This window comes from Streptomyces sp. TRM68367, assembly GCF_014495685.1.
Taxonomy (GTDB): domain Bacteria; phylum Actinomycetota; class Actinomycetes; order Streptomycetales; family Streptomycetaceae; genus Streptomyces.
Map to the genome: position 1 here is coordinate 33,944 of NZ_JACTVI010000055.1, position 20,601 is coordinate 54,544.

Here is a 20,601-nt window from a genome sequence, read left to right on the forward strand (position 1 = left end):
GGACGGCAGTTGGACAGTTCACGCTACCGGGTCGGTGCCGTGGCTCTGTAGCCGCTGAAACTACCCGATAGTAGATCTTTCTTCGTGCGTCGCGACCTGCATACGGTGCCGCCATGACGAACCTCAAGGTCCACGCCCCCGCTCCGGTCGACCTCGAAGGCGACTTGGCGCTGCTGCGTGGCGACTGCGCCCGGATGGTTCCGCACTGGACGGCCCCCGACCGGATCGCTTCCCTTCCGGTCTCGCCGTCACGCATCCACGGCGTGATCGTTCCGGCGGCGTCGGCGCGGCTGCTGGACGCGATGTCCGACTACGGCGACTGAGCGGACGCCCCGCAGGGAACCGTGCGCTCCCCCGCTGCGTCCCATCGCTGTCCCCCGTAAAGGGGAGGCGGGATACGACCCATCAGCAGCCCGTCGGTGACGGGCGGGTCGTCCGGGACAGCTGTCCAGGCGAAGGAGCGATGCGGTGAACACCGACCGACCCGACAACGACGACGCCGAGATCGAGACCGGCGCGGCCGAGACCGCAGGCGGCGCGCGGGACAGCGGGGGCGGCTCGGGCAGCGGTGACGAGAAGCGCGTTGCGGAGACGAGCGGGTCCGAGCCCCAGGGGGGCGCGCGGCCGGATGTGGAGCCCTCCGCCGAGGAGCCGCCCGTTGCCGAGCCGTCTGCCGAGACGCCGCCTGGGGTGGAGCCGCCCAGCGCCGAACCGCCCACCGAAGAGACCGCGCTCCATGCCGCCCGGGTCGATGAGCGGCGCGCCGGTGAGACCGACGAGGCCGGTGAGCATGGCGGGCGGGCGACCCGGCGGCGGTCCCCGTTGGTCGTCGCGTCCGTCGCCGCCGCCGTACTGCTCGTCGGGGGCGGTGGGGCGTACTTCGCCACGTCTGCCTCCGGAGGGTCCGGCAGCGGTACGACGTCCGGGGCGCCCGGCGACGACACACCCCCGCCGCTGGACCTCGACGGCTACGCCGAGGGCGGCAACGGCATAGCGCGGGGCGAGCCGAACCCGTACGGCGCCACCTACAGTCCCGCGGGCACGCTCCCGGACGGCCCCGGCTCGGCGCCGGTGTACCGGGCGCGGGGCGAGGTCACCAAGGACGAGGTGGCGCGGCTGGCGAAGGCGCTGGGGCTCGACGGGACGCCGGTGGCCGTGGGGCAGGCCTGGCGGGTCGGGTCCGGCAAGGACGGGTCAGGGCCGAGTCTGCAGGTGAACCGGCAGGCGCCCGGGTCCTGGTCCTTCAACCGGTACACGCCGGGCAGCGACAACTGCCTGAAGGCCGACGCGTGCCCCGCGGCTCCGGCCGACCCGGGCGGCACCCCGGTGAGCGAGGAGGCCGCGGTGAAGGCGGCCGAGCCGGTGCTGAAGGCGGTGGGTCAGGATGACGCGAAGTGGAACGCGAGCCAGGTCCTGGGCGCCCAGCGGGTGGTGAACGCCGATCCCGTGGTCGGCGGGCTGCCGACGTACGGCTGGACGACCGGCGTGACGGTCAGCGCGCAGGGCGAGGTGGTCGGCGGCAGCGGTCAGCTGAAGCCGCCGGTGGAGACGGACACGTATCCCGTCGTGGGCGCCAAGGAGACGCTGGAGCGGATGAACGCGGCGCCGACGGTCCGCCCGCGCATGGGTATCGGCGGCTGCGCCAGCCCCGTACCGCTGAAGGACCGGCTGGAGGGGCCGTGCGGTGAGTCGAAGGGCTCGGCCGAAGCCGAGAAGGAGACGCTCACCGTCGAGACGGCGGTGTTCGGGCTGGCCGCGCACTCCGTGGACGGGCAGCAGGCGCTGGTGCCGTCCTGGCTGTTCCAGGTGCGGGCGCAGGGCGCGCAGGACACGTTCACGGTGACGCAGCCGGCGGTCGACCCGCGGTACGTGGCCTCGAACACGCCCTCCGGAGCGCCGAGCGTGCAGCCCACGCCGCGGCCGACCGGTCCGGGCGACGAGCCGACCTCGAAGCCGGCCCCGCGGAACGTCAAGGTGGACGGCTACTCGGCCGAGGGCTCGGAGCTGACCGTGACCTTCACGGGCGGGGTGTGCGCCGACTACAAGGTGACGGCCGAAGAGAGCGCGGACGAGGTGACGGTGACCGTGACCGAGACGCCGTGGCCGGACAGGGTCTGCATCCTGATCGCCAAGCAGTTCCAGAAGACCGTGCAGCTGGACGAGCCGCTGGGTGACCGCGCGGTCGTGGGCTCGGACGGCAAGGCGGTCCCGCTGCAGAAGCCCGGGGCGCGGCTGCCGGCGCCGCCCACCCGGTGACCGTGGCAGCGCCGCCCACGCGGTAGCGGTGCAAGCGCGAAGGCGGCGGCCCCGTCGGAGGGGGCCGCCGCCTTCGTACGTCCGCCGCGGTGCCGCGGCTTCGCCGCGGGGCCGGGTCAGCTGAAGGAGTCGCCGCAGGCGCAGGAACCGGTCGCGTTCGGGTTGTCGATCGTGAAGCCCTGCTTCTCGATGGTGTCCACGAAGTCGATCGTGGCGCCGCCGAGGTACGGAGCGCTCATCCGGTCGGTGACGACCTTGACCCCGCCGAAGTCCTTCTCCACGTCGCCGTCGAGGGAACGCTCGTCGAAGAACAGCTGGTAGCGCAGGCCGGAGCAGCCGCCGGGCTGGACGGCCACGCGCAGCGCGAGGTCGTCACGGCCTTCCTGGTCGAGCAGGGCCTTGACCTTGGCCGCGGCGGCGTCGGTCAGGATGATGCCGTCGGTGACGGTGGTGGTCTCGTCCGATACGGACATCTACATCTCTCCCGGGTTGTACGGAGACTGCTTGCCGACGGTTGCAACCGGCGGGACCGCGGATTCATTCCGGGCCGGGCGCTCGTCTTTCCGTTGCGTTCGGTCCTTCTTCATGCTCGCACACGCGATGGGAAGCGGAAAACGGCTCATCCGGGAATGCGGAGACCTCTCATCGGGATTCACGTCACATAGACGCTATGGCCATCGTCAAAGTGACGTGAAGCGGTTATGATGGATAGCGTCAAATCGACGAAAAGTCGACGCGAGTCGTCAACGGTGTCCCGAATGTCCCGCCGGGATCTTGAGTATCTCAAGGTCCCGGCGAGCCGCAGAACAGAAAGGGTGCGTGTCGTGACCACGGCCCAGACCCAGGAGCTCGACGTCCAGCCGACGCCCCTCGCCCTGTTGCTCCTCGGCCGTGAGGCCGACCCGAGGAGCGAGCGGGGTGTGGAGTGCCCCGGTGACCTGCCCTCGCCGTCCGACCCGGACCTGGTGGAGCGCGCCCGCGCGGCCAAGGAGAAGCTCGGGGACAAGGTCTTCGTGCTCGGCCACCACTACCAGCGCGACGAGGTCATCCAGTTCGCCGACGTCACGGGTGACTCGTTCAAGCTGGCCCGGGACGCGGCCGCGCGCCCGGAGGCGGAGTACATCGTGTTCTGCGGTGTGCACTTCATGGCGGAGTCCGCGGACATCCTGACGTCCGACGACCAGAAAGTCGTGCTGCCGGACCTGGCCGCCGGCTGCTCGATGGCCGACATGGCGACGGCCGAGCAGGTCGCGGAGTGCTGGGACGTGCTGACCGAGGCCGGTATAGCCGAGCAGGTCGTGCCCGTCTCGTACATGAACTCCTCCGCGGACATCAAGGCGTTCACGGGCAGGCACGGCGGCACGATCTGCACGTCCTCGAACGCCAGGCGGGCCCTGGAGTGGGCCTTCCAGCAGAGGGAGCCCTCGACAAGCAAGGTGCTGTTCCTGCCCGACCAGCACCTGGGCCGCAACACCGCGGTGCGGGACATGGGCATGTCCCTGGAGGACTGTGTCGTCTACAACCCGCACAAACCGAACGGCGGCCTGACGGCGGACGAGCTGCGGGCGGCCAGGATGATCCTGTGGCGCGGCCACTGCTCGGTGCACGGCCGCTTCAGCCTGGAGTCGGTGCGTGATGTGCGCGAGCGGATCCCGGGGGTCAACGTCCTCGTCCACCCGGAGTGCAAGCACGAGGTCGTGGCGGCGGCGGACCACGTCGGTTCGACGGAGTACATCATCAAGGCCCTGGAGGCCGCTCCCGCCGGCTCCAAGTGGGCCATCGGCACGGAGCTGAACCTCGTACGGCGGCTGGCGAACCGTTTCGCACCCGAGGACAAGGAGATCGTCTTCCTCGACAAGACGGTCTGCTTCTGCTCGACCATGAACCGCATCGACCTGCCCCACCTGGTCTGGGCCCTGGAGTCCCTGGCCGAGGGCAACCTGGTCAACCGCATCGAGGTCGACAAGGAGACGGAGGCGTTCGCGAAGCTGGCGCTGGAGCGGATGCTGGCGCTGCCGTAGCGCTCGCGTTCGTCAGTGGGCGAGCCTCCGGGGCCCCGTCGGGGCGGGCCGGAGGCTCGCCCATCCATCACACGTCGGCTTCGCTCGGCCGCTCAGCGAGCGGTCGGGGCTTACGCGATCAACACCAGCCGGGTTGGAACCGGCCCGGTGTGACGCAGCCTACCCAGCTGGCAGCGCAGTACGGCCAGTTGAACTCACTCCGCCCTTGGACGTACCAGCCCCGACTCGTACGCGATCACCACGAGCTGGGCCCGGTCGCGGGCGCCCAGCTTGGCCATGGCCCGGTTGACGTGCGTCTTCACGGTCAGCGGGCTGACCTCCAGGCGTTCGGCGATCGCGTCGTTGGAGTGCCCGCCGGCGACCTGCACGAGGACCTCGCGCTCCCGCACGGTGAGCGAGTCGAGCCGTTCGAAGCGGGCGGGGTCGTGGTCGGTCTCCGCCGGGTCCCGCTGGGCGAGGAAGCGGGCGATCAGGCCCTTGGTGGCGGTCGGGGACAGCAGCGCCTCGCCGCCGGCCGCGACGCGGATGGCGCTCAGCAGCTCGTCCGGCTCGGAGCCCTTGCCGAGGAAGCCGGAGGCACCCGCGCGCAGCGACTGCACGACGTAGTCGTCGACCTCGAAGGTCGTCAGGATGACCACGCGGACGTGAGCGAGGGCCGGGTCGGCGCTGATCAGGCGGGTGGCGGCGAGGCCGTCGGTGCCCGGCATGCGGATGTCCATGAGGACGACGTCGGCGCGCTCGTCCTTGGCCATCCGGACCGCCTCCGCGCCGTCGGAGGCCTCGCCGACCACCTCCATGCCGGGCTCGGAGTCGACCAGCACACGAAAGGCGCTGCGGAGCAGCGCCTGATCGTCGGCGAGCAGGACACGGATCGTCATACGGCATCCTCTGCGGTGCGCGTGCGGGGCTTGACCGGAAGGATCGCATGCACCCGGAAGCCGCCGCCGTACCGGGGACCGGTGGTGAGGGTGCCGCGCAGGGCGGTGACGCGTTCGCGCATGCCGAGCAGTCCGTGGCCGCCGCCGGTCTCAAGGATGTCGTCCTCCCCGGTGCCGTCGTCGAGCACGGTGATCTCGATGTGGGGTCCCACGCGGACGATGCTGACCTCGGCCTTGGCCTGGGTGCCGGCGTGTTTCTGAACGTTGGTGAGGGCTTCCTGGACGACCCGGTAGGCGGCCAGGTCCACGGCGGCCGGGAGGGTGGTGCCCTGGTCGGCGCGGGCGACCTCGACGTGCAGGCCGGCGCTGCGGAAGGTGCCGACGAGTTCGTCGAGGCGGGCGAGGCCCGGGGCGGGCTCGGTCGGGGCCTCGGGGTCGCCGGACTGCCGCAGCAGCCCGACCGTCGCGCGCAGCTCGTTCAGTGCCGAGCGGCTGGCCTCCCGTACGTGGGCCAGGGCCTCCTTGGCCTGGTCGGGCCGCCTGTCCATGACGTGGGCGGCGACCCCGGCCTGGACGTTGACCAGGGCGATGTGGTGCGCGACCACGTCGTGCAGGTCCCGGGCGATCCGCAGCCGCTCCTCGGCGACGCGGCGGCGAGCCTCCTCCTCTCGGGTGCGCTCGGCCCGTTCGGCGCGCTCTCTTATGGCCTGGACGAAGGCACGGCGGCTGCGGACGGCGTCGCCGGCGGTGGCGCCGATGCCGGTCCAGGCGAAGATCGCGAGGTTCTCCTGGTCGTACCAGGGCAGAGGGCCGGCGATCATGGCGACACCGGTCAGCACGGTCATGGTCAGCAGGCCGACGCGCCAGGTGGTGGGGCGGTCGGTGGTGGAGGCGACGGTGTAGAGGGCGATGACGGCGGACATGGCGACGGGGGCGCGGGGGTCGCCGGTGACGCTCTCCACGACGGAGAAGGAACCGGTCAGGGCGAGCACCGTCCCCGGGGCGCGGCGGCGGAAGACCAGGGCGGCGGCGCCGAGCACCATGAGCAGCAGGCTGAGCGCGTCCGGGGTGGACAGGCCCCAGTTGACGCCGTCCTTCTTGTGGGGTTCCACGAAGGACCCGGCCACCATGCACACCAGCACGCCCGCCGCCAGCGCGGCGTCCACGGCCATCGGGTGCGCCTTGGCCCGGATCCTGGCGCGCTGCAGGGTGCTCACGAGTGCCTACGGTATCCGGGCCGACGGTGCCTGCGAACGCCGCCGGCCTGGGCCGACCGTCTTCTTGAGGCTCCGCCCCCAGCGCGCCGCGTCGGCCTGAACGGCCTCGTCCTCGATCGCCGGACGGGCTGGGACATGCGGACCGGCGCCCGGAAGAGTCGGCCGGGGCGACCTCGCGGGTGCATGACGGGCGCCCCCTGCGGGTGGGTGGGGGCTGGGGATGGCCGTTCTGGTCCGCGCACACCAGACGAGCTGAGCCGCCACCGACCTGCGCCCAGAAGAGCCGCCCGCTGCGGCTGCCCCACCTCGGGAGACGGAACGCGCCCCGTGCGGGTGGGCGGGGTCTCGGGATGGACGATCCGGGCTCGGACGCCGGGCCGCTGAGTGCAGCCACTGATCTCCGGAAGAGCGCGGGCCCCTGCGGAGTACCGGGAGGGGGCGTCGGCTCCACCTGGCTCTCAGGCGGTTCCGCCCGGGATCAGGCCGTCGTCCGTCAGCATGTCGCGGACCTCCTCCAGGGTCGCCTCCGGGGACGGGAGGATGAGGTCCGAGGGTTCCAGGGCGTCGTCCGGGAGGGGGATGCCCAGTTCGCGGACCTTGGCCAGGAGGGTTTCCAGGGTGTGGCGGAAACCGGGGCCGTCGCCGTTCTCCATCTCGGCCAGGAGTTCGTCGTCCAGCTTGTTCAGTTCGGCGAGATGGCTGTCGGCCAGTCTCACCTGCCCCTCCCCCATGATCCGTACGATCATGTCGCCCTCCTCGGCGTGGGCCCCGGGCCCGTCAGCTCGTCACTGCTTGTCGAAGCGCGGGGTGTCCTGCGGCTGCTGCTGGGACTGCTGCGACTGGTCGGACTCAGCCTGACCCGTGCCGCCTTCGATGGCCTGCCGGTCGCCGGTCGGTCCGCCGGCCAGCTCGGCCTTCATGCGCTGCAGTTCCAGCTCTACATCCGTACCACCGGAGAGCCGGTCCAGCTCGGCCTGGAGGTCGTCCTTGTGCATGCCGGACTGGTCGTCGAGGGCCCCGGAGGCCAGAAGTTCGTCGATGGCACCGGCGCGCGCCTGCAGCTGGGCCGTCTTGTCCTCGGCCCGCTGGACCGCCATGCCGACGTCGCCCATCTCCTCCGAGATGCCGGAGAACGCCTCGCCGATCCGGGTCTGCGCCTGCGCCGCCGTGTACGTGGCCTTGATCGTCTCCTTCTTCGTGCGGAAGGCGTCGACCTTCGCCTGGAGCCGCTGGGCCGCCAGGGTGAGCTTCTCCTCCTCGCCCTGGAGCGTGGCGTGCTGCGTTTCGAGGTCGGTGACCTGCTGCTGCAGCGCGGCCCGGCGCGACAGCGCCTCTCGGGCCAGGTCCTCGCGGCCCAGCGCGAGCGCCTTGCGGCCCTGGTCCTCCAGCTTGCCCGACTGCTGCTGCAGCTGGTTGAGCTGGAGTTCCAGCCGCTTGCGCGACGTGGCCACGTCCGCGACACCGCGGCGGACCTTCTGGAGCAGCTCCAGCTGCTTCTGGTACGAGTAATCGAGGGTCTCGCGCGGGTCCTCGGCCCGGTCAAGGGCCTTGTTCGCCTTCGCGCGGAAGAGCATCCCCATACGCTTCATGACACCGCTCATGGGCTTCGCGCGCCCCCTTCTGACGGACTCCAGCTCCAGCGACTGCAACAGAACCCACAGTACGGGCCCTGCATCCATTACCGCACTGTTCGGGGACGGATGCGCTCATCCCCAAGGACGACTGCGTATGCTCCTGCTCCGGCGTAAGGAGTAGGAGCTCCCCGGTGACGGCCGGAGCAGCACACCAAAGGGGTGTACGCAAAGTCCCCTCTGTCCCCCTGAAGACGACTGGTGTTGCCGGATCGTTCCCCGCCGGGCTGGGGTCCACACCCCCCTACCCCGTACTCTTGGGTTTTGTGTTCCGTAGCCGTGCCAAGGATGAGAAGGCCCAGAGCGCCGCGAAGGCGCCGGTGACCGACTCCAGTCAGCCCCGTCACCCGGAGGCCCCCAAGGGCCGCCCCACACCCAAGCGCAGCGAGGCCCAGTCGCAGCGCCGCAGCGTGGCCAACACGTCGATGACGCGCAAGGAGGCCGCCAAGCGGCAGCGTGAGGAGCGCCGTGCCGCAATGGAGCGTCAGCGCCAGGCGCTGGCGAGCGGCGACGAGCGCTATCTGCCCGCCCGGGACAAGGGCCCGGTCCGCCGGTTCGCGCGCGACTTCATCGACTCGCGGTTCAACATCGCGGAGTTCTTCCTTCCGATGGCCGTGGTGATCCTCGTGCTGAGCATGGTGCGGGTGGCCGCGCTGCAGAACATCGCGCTGCTGCTGTGGCTCGTGGTGATCGTGCTGATCGTGCTGGACTCGTTCGTCACCGGATTCCGGCTGAAGAAGCGGCTCGCCGAGCGCTTCCCGGACGACAACAAGCGCGGCGCGGTCGCCTATGCCCTGATGCGCTCCCTCCAGATGCGTCGGCTCCGGCTGCCGAAGCCGCAGGTCAAGCGCGGGGAGCGGCGCTGAGCACGACGCCGTTCGCCGGCGGCGCAGCGGACGCCTGGCTGGACAGGCTCGGCGGTCTGCGGGATGACGTACGGCAGGAGCTGGTGGCCCGGCAGCTGGACGAGCAGATATCCGGGCGCTTCCCTGTCGGGCAGCGGCTGCGGATCCTCGACGTCGGCATGGGGCAGGGCACGCAGGCGCTGCGGCTGGCCCGGGCCGGGCACAAGGTGACCGGTCTCGAGCAGGACCCGCAGCTGATCGCCGCGGCCCGCGCGTCCCTCGCCGGTGAGCCGGAGGGCATCCGGGAGCGGATGCGGATCATCGAGGGCGACGGCCGGGACACCGGGGTGCATTTCCTGCCCGGCAGCTTCGACGTGGTGCTGTGCCACGGCGTGCTCATGTACGTCGAGGAGCCCGACCCGCTGCTGGCAGGGCTGGCGCGGATGCTCGCACCCGGCGGCCTGCTGTCGCTGCTGGTACGCAACGGCGATGCCCTGGCGATGCGGCCGGGCCTGTACGGCGACTGGGCCGGGGCGCTGGCCGCCTTCGACACCACGTCCTACCTCCCCCATCCTCGAACAGACTCGAACGGGGGGACCCCCATCCGGCTCGGACTCGACGTGCGCGCCGACCGGCTCGCGTCCCTGACGGCGACGCTCGCGGGCATCGGGGCGCCGCTGCACTCCTGGTACGGCGTGCGGGTCTTCACGGACACGGCGGCGGACGACGCGGAGCCCCCGGCCGACGTGGAGGCACTGCTCGCGGTGGAGGTGCGGGCCGGGCGGACGGATCCGTACCGGGGGGTCGCGGCGTTGCTGCATCTGTGCGGGGTGCGGGGCTGAGACCCGTTCGACGCGTGCGGAGGGGCGGCCCGACCGGGGCCGCCCCTCCTCGCGCACCCGCGCCTACGACTGGTCCGCGTGCAGGCTCATCGGGCCGTAGATCTCCTTGCCGTCCTCGAACAGCCGCACCTGGTCGGTGCCGCCGTCCAGCAGGGCCTTCCAGTGCTCCCCGATCCAGGACTCGGCGTCGCCCTGCGTGGTGAACTCCTCGGGCGGCACCGCGGGCTGGACCTCCGTCCCGTCGGCCTTCTCGAACCGCCACGTCCATGCCGCCATGTAGGCCTCCCAAGTGTGAGCGAGCTGCACTGCCGAAGCCTATGTGTTCTGTTGGGTTGCCTGATGAAGAAACAGCAGGTGATCGGTCTTCTGCGGGCCGTATGTGGTTGATCGCGCAGTTCCCCGCGCCCTTACGGGGCGCGTCGCCGTCACGCGTGTTGTGCAGTGACCGGCGAAAATCGTGTGCGTGGAAATTACTCTGCTCGGTACCGGTGCTCCCGCGGGGCTTCCCCGCCCCGACTGTCCCTGTGCTGCCTGTGCGGTCGCGCTCGGGCGGGACGCGCGGGCGGCCACCGCGCTGCTCGTGGACGGGTCGCTGCTGCTCGATCTGACGCCCGGCGCGGCGTTCGCGGCGGCGCGGGCCGGGCGCTCGCTGGGCGGTGTACGGCAGGTGCTGCTGTCGCATCCGCACAACGGGCCGGCGCTGGAGGTGCCGGCCGGGCTGCCGCAGCCCGGCCGGGTGCCGGACGGGCGGGAGCTGGCGCTGCTGACGGGTCATCGGGTGCGGGCGCTGGCGATGGACGCGCCGGGCACCGGGTACGCGGTGACCGGACCGGACGGGCAGCGGCTGCTGTACCTGCCGCCGGGCGCGGCGCCGGCCGGTCTCGAGGAACCGGCCGAGTCGTACGACATGGTCCTCGCGGACGTCGTGGGGCGGCCGGACGCGCCGGCACGGCTGCGGGCGGTGGGCGCGGTGGGGCCGACGACGGATGTGGTCGCCGTCCATGTGGAACACGACGTGCCGACGGGCCCGGAGCTGCACCGGCGGCTCGCGGCGGCGGGAGCGCGGGCGGTGCCGGACGGGACGACACTGGTGGTGGGCGTGTACGAGGACGTACCCGATGTGCCGCGGCGGACGCTGGTGCTGGGCGGGGCGCGGTCCGGGAAGTCGGTGGAGGCCGAGCGGCGTCTTGAGTCCTTCCCCGGCGTGCTGTACGTGGCGACGGGCGGGTCCCGCAACGGGGACACGGAGTGGTCGGCGCGGGTCGCCGCGCACCGCGACCGCCGGCCGGGGTCGTGGCGGACGGCCGAGACCTGCGATCTGGTGCCGCTGCTGACGGACTCCGGGCCGCCGCTGCTCATCGACTGCCTGTCGCTGTGGCTGACGGACGCGATGGACGCCGTCGGAGCGTGGGACGACGCGGAGTGGGCGGACGGCGGGGAACGGGCGCTCAGGGAGCGGGTGCGGGAGCTGACGGACGCGGTACGCGCGACGCGGCGGACGGTGGTCGCCGTGTCCAACGAGGTGGGCTCGGGCATCGTGCCGGCCACCGCGTCCGGGCGGCGCTACCGGGACGAACTCGGGCGGCTCAACGCGGCGTTCGCGGACGAGTGCGAGCACGTGCTGCTGGTGGTGGCCGGGCAGGCGATGGTGCTGCGGGGGTGACCGTTGCTAGGACCGCCCCGGCTTGCGGGCGATGACGCGGTACGCGTTGGAGAAGTGGGTGCGGCGCAGTACGGGTGCCAGGGCGTGGTCGAGGAGGATCGTCGCGGCGAGGAGCGGGGCGGTGGTCCGGCGCAGTGCCCGGTGGCGGCGGTACAGGGGCATCAGCGACGACGTGAGGGCAGCCGTCAGGTCGTCGGGGATGTGGGCGGCGGCGCGGTCGGCGACGAGGATCGTGCAGCCCAGGTGCTCCAGTTCCGCGCGGAGGTTGGGCAGCGGGATCAGGTGGAGGTGGCGCGGCTGGTCGTACGGGAGCCACCGGCGGCCCAGCAGGGCGGCGAACGCGCTGTCGGGGTCGGGGAGTTCGAGGAACAGCAGGCCGCCGGGTCTGAGGACCGTGAGGGCGGCGCGCAGTTCGGCGCGCGGGTCGTGGGTGCCGGGCAGGTGGTGGAGCATGCTGACCACGTCGTAGCGGGCGCGCAGGCGGGTGGTGATCTCCGGTGCGGTGAGCGGGCCGCGGTAGGCCTCCTCCACCCGCTCCGCCGCGAGGGCCTCGGCCGCCCGGTCGGTGGGGTCGACGCCGTCGAACGCCGTGTACGGCAGCAACTCCCTGGCCCTCTCCGGGAAGTGGCCGTGGCCGGTGCCGACGTCCAGCCAGCTCTCCGGCTCGGGAAGGATTCGCCGGAGGGCGCGGGCGGTGGCGCGGTGCCGGCGCCGGGCGCCGGCACGGGGGCGGTCCAGGCGGAAGGTGGCCAGGCCCTCCGGGGTCAGCCGCGGGTTCTGGAAGACATGGGCGCAGTCGCGGCACGCGTCGACGACGAACGTGCCCGGGCCCCGTCCGGTGAGGTCGGGGCTGCGCAGGAGGGTGCGCAGGCGGCGCGAGCCGCACCAGGGGCAGTCGTCCCGGCGCGGTTCGTGGACCGGTACGGCGGTTCTGCGGGGCAGGGCGGCGGGAACGGTGAGCATGGGCGGCTCCGGCGACAGAGGTGTACGACCGAGATGTAGCGGATGATCTATCACAAAACGGTACGCACGGGATCGTGATCCGGGGTGCAATGACGTCGTCGCGGCGGAGTCGTGATGTGGCGCCGCCCCCTCCGACCGGGGCCGGTACTGTTCGGCGAATGAGCTCGCTGAATCTCGACGAATTCACCGATCTGATCGAACGCCCCGACGGCGGGGTGCGCCGCGACGCCGAGGCGCGCCGGGAGCGTCAGATCGTGCCGCCCGGATCGCTGGGGCGGCTCGACGACCTGGGTGAGTGGCTGGCCGCGGCACAGTCCGCCGTACCGGTACGGCCGATCGAACAGCCGCGGGTGGTGCTGTTCGCCGGGGACCACGGGATCGCCGAACGCGGGGTCTCGGCCCGGTCGGCGGGCAGCGCCGGGGAGTTGGTGCGGGAGGTCCTGGAGGGCGGCCGGCCGGTGTCGGTGCTGGCGCGGCGTCAGGGCGTACCGGTGCGGGTGGTGGACCTGGGCCTGGACTGTGACCCCGAGTCCCTGCCCGCCGACGTCGTGCGGCACCGGGTGCGGCGCGGCAGCGGCTGCATCGACGTCGAGGACGCGCTGGCCCTGGAGGAGGCCGAGGCGGCCTTCCGGGCCGGGGTGGCGTTGGCCGACGAGGAGGCCGACTCCGGTACGGATCTGGTGGTGCTCGGCGATGTGAGCGTGGGCGGGACCACGGCGGCCGGGGTGCTGGTCGCCGCGCTGTGCGGGACCGACGCGTCGGTGGTGACCGGTCGGGGCGGGCTGGCGATCGACGACCTGGCGTGGATGCGGAAGTGTGCGGCGATTCGCGACGCGTTGCGGCGCGCTCGGCCGGTTCTCGGGGACCAGTTGCAGTTGCTGGCGACGGTGGGCGGGGCCGATCTCGCGGCGATGACGGGGTTCCTGTTGCAGAGTGCGGTGCGGAAGACGCCGGTGATTCTGGACGGGGTCGTGACGGCGGCGTGTGCACTGGTGGGGCAGCGGGTGGCGTTCCGGGCGCCGGACTGGTGGCTGGCGGCCCACGACAGTGGGGAGCCGGGGCAGGCGAAGGCGCTGGACCGGATGGCGTTGGAGCCGTTGCTCTCGCACGGGGCGACCGTGGGGGAAGGGGCCGGGGGGTTGCTGGCGCTGCCGTTGGTGCAGGCCGCTGCCGCGTTGGCCGCCGAGCTTCCTGAGCGGCCGAAGGCTTCCGAGGAGCCGGAGGAGAACCCGGAGGAGAAGCCGGAGTAGGGGTGTTGGGTGCGCAGCCCGGCGCTACGGGGTGCCGCCCGCCCGCACCCGTGCCGCCCAGGCGGCACGCATGCCCGCGGCCTGCGAGCCTGGCGGCCATCGCGGCGGTGCTGGCGCTGTGCGCGGTGACCGTGGTGCGGCGGCGCCGGCGTCAGCGGCGGTCGGGCAGCCGCGCGGGTGCCGCATCCGGTCTGCCGCCGATCCAGTCCTGAAGGCCGCGGAGGGGGCGGGCCCAGCGGCGGTCGTGACGGTAGGCGCGCAGGGTCGCTCTGGCCCGCGCGCGCGGGCGGCGCCGGTAGAAGCGCTTGGCCCACGGGGAGCCGGGACGGGCCAGCCGTACGGCGCCGAACAGGGCGATGAGGGGGACGATCACACCGAAGATCGCGATGCGAGTCTTGCCCTTGCTCAGCGCGATCAGCGCGAAGAGGAAGTTCGCGCCGACGTTCAGGAGGACGCTTGCACGGCTCTGTTCCTCGTCCTGCGTGACTTCGTTGACACCGAACGGCGCGAAACCGGCCAGGACCAGGCCGACGAGGGCGGCGGTCAGGACGACGACCTCGACGCTCTTGCGGCCGGCCTCGGTCCAGTAGACGTCGTCGAGGTGCAGGATCAGCGCGAACTCGTCCAGGACGAGACCGGCGCCCATGCCGAACAGGACCGCGCAGACCGCCGAACTGAGACCGTGCCTGCCGCTGGCGACCGCGCCGAAGCCGCCGACGATGGTGAGGGCGACACCGGGGATCACGTGGTGGATGTGCACGCCACCGCTGCTGACGTTGCCGAACGGCCCCTTGCCCGCCCGGATGAGGCGGGTGACGACCCGGGTGATCAGGAAGGTCAGGATGAAGGCGGCCAGGGCCAGGAGCAGGGGCAGTTTGCCCGGTTCGATGATGTTCCGCTGCAACCAATGCCCCATATGCGCACCTTATCCGCGTGTGCTGTGCCCGCACGTCCACGGCCGCCGTCCCCGCTCTCCTGACCGCCGGGTAACCTGCGCCGGTGTCCAGAATTCCGCCCCTCGACGGCCTCCGCTTCGCCTTCGGCACGCTCAGTGTGCTGCCCGTCCGGGTGACCCGGTGGGACCGGGAGGCGGCGCGCGGCGGCCTGCTGTGCGCCCCCCTGGTCGGCCTGGTGATCGGTGCCCTCGCCGCCGCGGCCGGACTCCTGCTGCCGGCCCTCGGCGCGGGGACGCTGCTCGCCGCCGTCGCCACGGCCGCCGTGCCCGCCGTGCTGACCCGGGGGCTGCACCTCGACGGGCTCGCGGACACCGCGGACGGGCTGGGCAGCGGGAAGCCCGCCGAGGACGCGCTGCGGATCATGAAGCAGTCGGACATCGGGCCGTTCGGCGTGCTGACCCTGGTCTTCATGCTGCTCGCCCAGGTCGCCGCGCTCGCCCAGGCGTACGGCGGCTCCTGGGCGCGGGGTGCGTTCGCGGCCGTCGTCTCGGCGGTGGCCGCCCGGCTGGCGCTCACGCTGGCGGCCCGCGCGGGGGTGCCCGCCGCGCGGCCGGAGGGGCTGGGCGCGGCGGTCGCGGGCGTGGTGCCAGTACCTGCGGCGCTCGGCACCGCCGTCCTCGCCGTCACCCTGACCGCCGCGGCGGGCGGTGCGTTCTTCGGGCCGTACGACATGGTCCGTACGGCCGTCGCTGTCGTCGCGGCTCTCGCCGTCGCCGAGCTGCTCCTGCGGCACTGCACGCGCCGCTTCGGCGGGGTCACCGGGGATGTGTTCGGCGGGCTCGCGGAGACGGCGGCGACGGCGGCTCTCGTCGTACTGTCACTGGGCTGAAACGATCCCCACGGTCCCGCTGCGGCCACCCCCGTCCCACGGCTGGCCTGATGCGCCGAACTCACAAGGGATCGGGGGATGTTGATGCCGCTGTTCCCGATGACGCGCTGCCGGTCCTCTCCCCGAGCCGCCGCTCCCTCGCCGACCGGGTGGCGGGCACGACGGTGACCGGGGTCCGGCTCAGCATGCCTGGCGCCAGGCGCCCAGTTCGTACTTCTTGAGCAGGGAGCTCAGCCTCAGCTCGCGGGACTCGGTGCAGAAGCGGCCGGTGGGCGGCTCGTACTCGGTGTGGAACACCGCCTTGCCCGCGTCGGTGAAGGGCTTGAGGGCGCCGCACTCGTCGTACTGGGCGCACTGCTCGTTGACCGCGAAGTCGAAGTCGGCGGCAAGGTCGGGGATCTGGTCGAGGTCGTTCTTCAAGCCCAACGGAGAGAAGGACTCGGTGAGAGCCGGGCGGCCGGGGTCGTGTAGGTTCACGTTCGTGTACGGGATGCCCGTGCTCTCCAGTTCGGCGGATATCGCCCGGACGGAGCTGTCGCCGTTGTCCACGACCAGCACCCTCAGGTCGATCCGCGGCTCCTCGGCCGCCGACGCCCCCGGTGCCGCGAGCGGCCCCGCCGTCAGCAGCCCGGCCGCCGTCACGGCGACGGCCGTCCTGCGCCATCTGTGCGCACGCTGCGCCATGGTTCCTCCCCCAGAAGATCCCCGGGATCCCCTTGTGGTCATTCAGAGGCGGATCCGTGAAAATCATGAAAGCGGCGAGCCGGACACTCACCGAAAACCCGTCGAGTGTGACTCGGTTCACCAGTCTCGTGGATCAAGAAATGACCACGACGCCACCCATGGGTGAACGTCCGCAGGAATGAGCGAGCGCGGACCCGAGCGTAGGCTCGTCCCGAGTGTTCGCCGCGCCGGGGAAGGTCCCGCTGCGACCGGCCCCAGGGTCGGCTGTCGGGCCCGGTCGACCCACACCCTTCGACCACAGCAACTTCACATCGGAAGCGAGATTTCACCACCGTGACTGCTCTCACTCTCAGCACCGCCGCGGCGCCCGGTCTGCGGGCCGACGCGATCGTGATCGGTGTCGCCAAGGGCGCCGGTTCCCACGCCGGGAGGCTCGTCGTCGCACCGGGCGCCGAGGCCGTGGACAAGGCGTACGACGGCCGCCTCGCCGGCGTCCTGGAGACCCTCGGTGCCTCCGGTGCCGAGGGCGAGGTGACGAAGCTGCCCGCCCCGGCCGGCTTCAAGGCCCCCCTCGTGGTGGCGGTGGGCCTGGGCGCGGAGCCCCAGAAGGACGCGTCCTACGACGCCGAGGCACTGCGCCGGGCCGCGGGCATCGCCGCCCGCGCCCTCGCCGGGTCCAAGAAGGCCGCGTTCGCGCTGCCGCTGGGCGACGCCGCCGACGCCGGCACGATCGGGGAGGGTGTGCTGCTCGGCGCGTACTCCTTCGACGCGTACAAGGACAGCGCCGGCAACGGCGCGAAGGACAAGAAGAACGGCAAGGCCCCGCTCGCCGAGGCCTCGCTGCTCGGCGGCAAGCCCCGCGACAAGGTGTACAAGGCGGCCGTGGAGCGCGCCCTCGTCGTCGCCGAGGAGCTCAACCGGGCCCGTGACCTGGTCAACACCCCGCCGAACGACCTCAACCCCGAGGCGTTCGCCGCGCTCGCCCAGACCGCGGCCAAGGAGCACGGCATCAAGGTGCAGGTGCTCGACGAGAAGGCCCTGGCCAAGGGCGGCTACGGCGGCATCCTGGGTGTCGGCGCGGGGTCCGCCGCCGGGCCGCGGCTGGTGAAGCTGTCGTACACCTCCGCCAAGGCGAAAAAGCACCTCGCCTTCGTCGGCAAGGGCATCACCTATGACTCGGGCGGCATCTCGCTGAAGCCGGCGGGCCACAACGAGACGATGAAGTGCGACATGAGCGGGGCGGCGGCGGTGTTCACGGCCGTGGTCGCGGCAGCGCGGCTGGGCCTGGAGGTCAACGTCACGGGCTGGCTGGCGCTGGCCGAGAACATGCCGTCGGGCTCCGCGACCCGGCCGGGTGACGTGCTGCGGATGTACAGCGGCAAGACCGTGGAGGTGCTCAACACGGACGCGGAGGGGCGGCTGGTGCTCGCCGACGCGCTGTGGGCGGCGTCGCAGGAGAAGCCGGACGCGATCGTGGACGTGGCGACGCTGACCGGGGCGATGGTGCTGGCGCTGGGGAACCGGACGTTCGGGGTGATGGCGAACGACGACGCGTTCCGCTCCGCGGTGGTGGAGGCCGCCGAGGAGGTGGGTGAGCCGTCGTGGCCAATGCCGTTGCCGGAGCATCTGCGCAAGGGGATGGACTCGCCGACCGCGGACATCGCCAACATGGGTGAGCGGATGGGTGGTGGACTGGTCGCCGGGCTCTTCCTGCGGGAGTTCGTGGGCGAGGGGATCACCTGGGCGCACCTTGACATCGCGGGGCCTGCGTTCAATGAGGGTGGTCCGTTCGGGTACACGCCCAAGGGGGGTACGGGCTCTGCGGTGCGGACTCTGGTGCGGGTGGCTGAGCTGACTGCTGCGGGTGATCTGGGGTGATGTTCGCCTACTAGTGCCCCGGCTGGCAACGTTTGCCCGTGAAGGAGCGGCGTCCGGTGCGTGCTCTCGGCGTGCCGGCCGGAAGTCCTCGTACTGGATGTACTTGGGCTTTCGGCCGGTGCGGCGAGAGGGCGTGCCGGGCGTCGCGACGGGGCGAACGTTGCCTGCCGGGGCACTAGCTCGGTGCCTTCCGTCGCACGGCGGGTGCGGGGGCGTGGGGGCTGGTCGCGCCCACGCGGCGGAACCGCATATCGATACAGCCCCGCGCCCCTTTCGGGTTGGCCGGGTCACCCTTGCTCGAAATGTGCCGTCAAAGGTGCTGTGTCTCACACCCCGGCCCGGCGTCTCCTCCTGTGCTGACAAGTGCGAAGATGGGGCTCGGCAGGACAGGGCCCCCACCGAAGGGCCGAAAGCAAAGAGCGGCCGGACACCAGCCGCCGACCGGTCACTGGAGACCGGCGTGGCGCACATGCATGGAGGACGTGACGTGGCGAACGACGCCAGCACTGTTTTCGACCTAGTGATCCTCGGCGGTGGTAGCGGTGGTTATGCCGCGGCCCTGCGCGGGGCGCAGCTGGGCCTGGACGTCGCCCTGATCGAGAAGGACAAGGTCGGCGGCACCTGCCTGCACCGGGGCTGCATCCCCACCAAGGCCCTGCTGCACGCGGGCGAGATCGCCGACCAGGCCCGCGAGAGCGAGCAGTTCGGTGTGAAGGCCAGCTTCGAGGGCATCGACATGCCCGCCGTCCACAAGTACAAGGACGACGTGATCTCGGGCCTGTACAAGGGCCTGCAGGGCCTGGTCGCCTCCCGCAAGGTGACCTACATCGAGGGTGAGGGACGGCTGTCCTCCGCCACGTCGGTCGACGTGAACGGGCAGCGGATCCAGGGCCGCCACATCCTGCTCTCGACCGGCTCCGTGCCGAAGTCGCTGCCCGGTCTGGAGATCGACGGCAACCGGATCATCTCCTCGGACCACGCCCTCGTCCTGGACCGCGTGCCGAAGTCGGCGATCGTCCTCGGCGGCGGTGTCATCGGCGTCGAGTTCGCCTCCGCGTGGAAGTCCTTCGGTACGGACGTCACGGTCATCGAGGGCCTGAAGCACCTCGTCCCGGTCGAGGACGAGAACAGCTCGAAGCTCCTTGAGCGCGCGTTCCGCAAGCGCGGCATCAAGTTCAACCTGGGCACCTTCTTCCAGAAGGCCGAGTACACGGCCGACGGTGTCAAGGTCACCCTTGCCGACGGCAAGGAGTTCGAGGCGGAGTACCTGCTCGTCGCCGTCGGCCGCGGCCCGGTCTCGCAGGGCCTCGGCTACGAGGAGGTCGGTGTCGCCATGGACCGCGGCTACGTCCTCGTCGACGAGTACATGCGCACGAACGTCCCGACGATCTCCGCCGTCGGTGACCTCGTCCCGACCCTCCAGCTCGCGCACGTCGGCTTCGCCGAGGGAATCCTGGTGGCGGAGCGCCTGGCCGGTCTGAAGACCGTCCCGATCGACTACGACGGCGTACCGCGGGTGACGTACTGCCACCCGGAGGTCGCGTCCGTCGGCATCACCGAGGCCAAGGCCAAGGAGATCTACGGCGCGGACAAGGTCGTCGCTCTGAAGTACAACCTGGCGGGCAACGGCAAGAGCAAGATCCTCAAGACCGCGGGCGAGATCAAGCTCGTCCAGGTCAGGGACGGCGCGGTGGTCGGCGTCCACATGGTCGGCGACCGCATGGGCGAGCAGGTCGGCGAGGCCCAGCTGGTCTACAACTGGGAGGCGCTGCCGGCCGAGGTCGCCCAGCTCATCCACGCCCACCCGACGCAGAACGAGGCGCTCGGCGAGGCCCACCTGGCCCTGGCCGGCAAGCCCCTTCACTCCCACGACTGAGCCTTCGGTCAACGGGCGCGACGACACAGACTTCCGCACATCGTAAGGAGCAACCGAAACCATGGCGGTTTCCGTAACCCTTCCGGCGCTCGGCGAGAGCGTCACCGAGGGCACTGTCACCCGGTGGCTGAAGGCCGAGGGCGAGCGCGTCGAGGCCGACGAGCCGCTGCTCGAGGTCTCCACCGACAAGGTCGACACCGAGATCCCGGCCCCCGCGGCCGGCGTTCTGGCCTCCATCAAGGTCGCCGAGGACGAGACCGTCGAGGTCGGTGCCGAGCTGGCCGTGATCGACGACGGCACGGGCGCGCCCGCTGCCGCCCCGGCTCCTGCCGTCGAGGAGGTGCCCGCGCCACCGGCTCCCGAGCCGGCCCCGCAGGCCCCCGAGCAGCCGGCGGCTCCCTCCCCCGAGCAGGCCGCGCCCGCCCCGGCTCCGTCCGCCGAGGCGGCCGCCGGTGGCGCTGCGGCCGAGGGCACGGACGTGGTCCTGCCCGCGCTCGGCGAGTCCGTCACCGAGGGCACCGTCACCCGCTGGCTGAAGTCGGTGGGCGACAGCGTCGAGGCCGACGAGCCGCTGCTGGAGGTCTCCACCGACAAGGTCGACACCGAGATTCCGGCGCCCGCCTCCGGCACGCTGGTGGAGATCACGGTCGGCGAGGACGAGACGGCCGAGGTCGGTGCCAAGCTGGCCGTCATCGGCGCCGCGGGTGCCGCCCCGGCTCCGGCGCCCGCCGCCGAGGCCAAGCCCGCCCCGGCTCCCGCGCCGGCCGCCCCCGCGGCTCCGGCCGAGCCCGCCCCGGCGCCGACTCCGGCCC

General features: G+C 72.0%; 19 protein-coding genes and 1 pseudogene. 11 read left to right on the plus strand and 9 right to left on the minus strand.

Features of this window, described 5'->3' with window-relative positions; genetic code table 11:
- Positions 1-113: 113 nt before the first annotated feature.
- Positions 114-323: a hypothetical protein gene (locus H8R17_RS28755; protein WP_187826141.1), complete on the plus strand. Its 210-nt coding sequence runs from the start codon at positions 114-116 to the stop codon at positions 321-323.
- Positions 324-468: 145 nt separating this feature from the next.
- Positions 469-2,256, plus strand: coding sequence for a hypothetical protein (locus H8R17_RS28760; RefSeq protein ID WP_187826142.1), 1,788 nt, complete (start codon positions 469-471; stop codon positions 2,254-2,256).
- Positions 2,257-2,372: 116 nt separating this feature from the next.
- Here H8R17_RS28760 and H8R17_RS28765 read toward each other — a convergent pair whose 3' ends face one another.
- Positions 2,373-2,729, minus strand: coding sequence for an iron-sulfur cluster assembly accessory protein (locus H8R17_RS28765; protein ID WP_028422454.1), 357 nt, complete (start codon positions 2,727-2,729; stop codon positions 2,373-2,375).
- Positions 2,730-3,080: 351 nt separating this feature from the next.
- On the opposite strand from H8R17_RS28765, the gene nadA reads away from it, so the two are divergent.
- The gene (gene nadA, locus H8R17_RS28770; protein WP_316959553.1) at positions 3,081-4,277 is read left to right on the plus strand and encodes a quinolinate synthase NadA; all 1,197 of its coding nucleotides are present in this window, start codon (positions 3,081-3,083) and stop codon (positions 4,275-4,277) included.
- A 194-nt stretch (positions 4,278-4,471) separates the two neighbouring features.
- Here nadA and H8R17_RS28775 read toward each other — a convergent pair whose 3' ends face one another.
- The 4 genes from H8R17_RS28775 to H8R17_RS28790 all read right to left on the minus strand — a co-directional run bounded on the left by H8R17_RS28775 (position 4,472) and on the right by H8R17_RS28790 (position 7,961).
- A complete protein-coding gene (locus H8R17_RS28775; protein WP_187826144.1) occupies positions 4,472-5,155 on the minus strand; it encodes a response regulator transcription factor in 684 nt (227 codons plus the stop codon).
- Positions 5,152-6,372: a sensor histidine kinase gene (locus H8R17_RS28780; RefSeq protein ID WP_187826145.1), complete on the minus strand. Its 1,221-nt coding sequence runs from the start codon at positions 6,370-6,372 to the stop codon at positions 5,152-5,154. The genes H8R17_RS28775 and H8R17_RS28780 overlap by 4 nt, the downstream gene beginning before the upstream one ends.
- Before the next feature lie 458 nt (positions 6,373-6,830).
- Entirely contained in the window at positions 6,831-7,118 is a 288-nt protein-coding gene (locus H8R17_RS28785) for a PspA-associated protein PspAA (RefSeq protein WP_187826146.1), read from the minus strand.
- Positions 7,119-7,157: 39 nt separating this feature from the next.
- Entirely contained in the window at positions 7,158-7,961 is an 804-nt protein-coding gene (locus H8R17_RS28790; RefSeq protein WP_262505577.1) for a PspA/IM30 family protein, read from the minus strand.
- Positions 7,962-8,269: 308 nt separating this feature from the next.
- Between H8R17_RS28790 and H8R17_RS28795 the strand changes: the two genes are divergently transcribed.
- A complete protein-coding gene (locus H8R17_RS28795) occupies positions 8,270-8,869 on the plus strand; it encodes a DUF3043 domain-containing protein (protein ID WP_187826147.1) in 600 nt (199 codons plus the stop codon).
- An 83-nt stretch (positions 8,870-8,952) separates the two neighbouring features.
- Positions 8,953-9,690 (plus strand): methyltransferase domain-containing protein, encoded by a 738-nt coding sequence (locus H8R17_RS28800; protein WP_187826148.1) that lies wholly within the window; start codon positions 8,953-8,955, stop codon positions 9,688-9,690.
- 63 nt (positions 9,691-9,753) lie between these two features.
- Here H8R17_RS28800 and H8R17_RS28805 read toward each other — a convergent pair whose 3' ends face one another.
- Positions 9,754-9,966, minus strand: coding sequence for a hypothetical protein (locus H8R17_RS28805; protein WP_187826149.1), 213 nt, complete (start codon positions 9,964-9,966; stop codon positions 9,754-9,756).
- 187 nt (positions 9,967-10,153) lie between these two features.
- Between H8R17_RS28805 and H8R17_RS28810 the strand changes: the two genes are divergently transcribed.
- Complete coding sequence (locus H8R17_RS28810; RefSeq protein WP_187826150.1) at positions 10,154-11,353, plus strand: bifunctional adenosylcobinamide kinase/adenosylcobinamide-phosphate guanylyltransferase; 1,200 nt, start codon at positions 10,154-10,156, stop codon at positions 11,351-11,353.
- Positions 11,354-11,359: 6 nt separating this feature from the next.
- Here the strand turns inward: H8R17_RS28810 and H8R17_RS28815 are convergent, their stop codons facing one another.
- A complete protein-coding gene (locus H8R17_RS28815) occupies positions 11,360-12,316 on the minus strand; it encodes a class I SAM-dependent methyltransferase (protein WP_187826151.1) in 957 nt (318 codons plus the stop codon).
- A 158-nt stretch (positions 12,317-12,474) separates the two neighbouring features.
- On the opposite strand from H8R17_RS28815, the gene cobT reads away from it, so the two are divergent.
- Positions 12,475-13,566, plus strand: a complete 1,092-nt coding sequence (cobT, locus tag H8R17_RS28820) for a nicotinate-nucleotide--dimethylbenzimidazole phosphoribosyltransferase (protein ID WP_187826152.1) — start codon at positions 12,475-12,477, stop codon at positions 13,564-13,566.
- A gap of 151 nt (positions 13,567-13,717) precedes the next feature.
- Here the strand turns inward: cobT and H8R17_RS28825 are convergent, their stop codons facing one another.
- On the minus strand, positions 13,718-14,482 hold the full coding sequence (locus H8R17_RS28825; RefSeq protein ID WP_187826153.1) for a hypothetical protein: 765 nt from the start codon (positions 14,480-14,482) through the stop codon (positions 13,718-13,720).
- Between the two features lie 83 nt (positions 14,483-14,565).
- Between H8R17_RS28825 and H8R17_RS28830 the strand changes: the two genes are divergently transcribed.
- Positions 14,566-15,351 (plus strand): adenosylcobinamide-GDP ribazoletransferase, encoded by a 786-nt coding sequence (locus tag H8R17_RS28830; RefSeq protein WP_187826154.1) that lies wholly within the window; start codon positions 14,566-14,568, stop codon positions 15,349-15,351.
- 180 nt (positions 15,352-15,531) lie between these two features.
- On the opposite strand, the pseudogene H8R17_RS28835 reads toward H8R17_RS28830, so the two are convergent.
- Positions 15,532-15,777 (minus strand): annotated as a pseudogene (locus H8R17_RS28835) (endo alpha-1,4 polygalactosaminidase); the annotation flags it as partial.
- A 591-nt stretch (positions 15,778-16,368) separates the two neighbouring features.
- Here H8R17_RS28835 and H8R17_RS28840 point away from each other — a divergent pair.
- From H8R17_RS28840 to H8R17_RS28850, 3 genes are all read left to right on the plus strand, one after another.
- Positions 16,369-17,913: a leucyl aminopeptidase gene (locus H8R17_RS28840; RefSeq protein WP_187826155.1), complete on the plus strand. Its 1,545-nt coding sequence runs from the start codon at positions 16,369-16,371 to the stop codon at positions 17,911-17,913.
- Positions 17,914-18,400: 487 nt separating this feature from the next.
- Positions 18,401-19,789 (plus strand): dihydrolipoyl dehydrogenase, encoded by a 1,389-nt coding sequence (gene lpdA / locus H8R17_RS28845; RefSeq protein WP_187826156.1) that lies wholly within the window; start codon positions 18,401-18,403, stop codon positions 19,787-19,789.
- A gap of 61 nt (positions 19,790-19,850) precedes the next feature.
- Positions 19,851-20,601 (plus strand): biotin/lipoyl-containing protein (locus tag H8R17_RS28850; protein ID WP_316959554.1); only part of this gene is annotated, 751 nt, incomplete at its 3' end.

Coding starts and splice junctions, on each gene's coding strand:
- H8R17_RS28815 (WP_187826151.1), bottom strand. CDS start 12,316: ATGCTCACCGTTCCCGCCGCCCTGCCCCGCAGAACCGCCGTACCGGTC.
- H8R17_RS28755 (WP_187826141.1), top strand. CDS start 114: ATGACGAACCTCAAGGTCCACGCCCCCGCTCCGGTCGACCTCGAAGGC.
- H8R17_RS28825 (WP_187826153.1), bottom strand. CDS start 14,482: ATGGGGCATTGGTTGCAGCGGAACATCATCGAACCGGGCAAACTGCCC.
- H8R17_RS28790 (WP_262505577.1), bottom strand. CDS start 7,961: ATGAAGCGTATGGGGATGCTCTTCCGCGCGAAGGCGAACAAGGCCCTT.
- H8R17_RS28775 (WP_187826144.1), bottom strand. CDS start 5,155: ATGACGATCCGTGTCCTGCTCGCCGACGATCAGGCGCTGCTCCGCAGC.
- H8R17_RS28805 (WP_187826149.1), bottom strand. CDS start 9,966: ATGGCGGCATGGACGTGGCGGTTCGAGAAGGCCGACGGGACGGAGGTC.
- cobT (WP_187826152.1), top strand. CDS start 12,475: ATGAGCTCGCTGAATCTCGACGAATTCACCGATCTGATCGAACGCCCC.
- H8R17_RS28765 (WP_028422454.1), bottom strand. CDS start 2,729: ATGTCCGTATCGGACGAGACCACCACCGTCACCGACGGCATCATCCTG.
- H8R17_RS28785 (WP_187826146.1), bottom strand. CDS start 7,118: ATGATCGTACGGATCATGGGGGAGGGGCAGGTGAGACTGGCCGACAGC.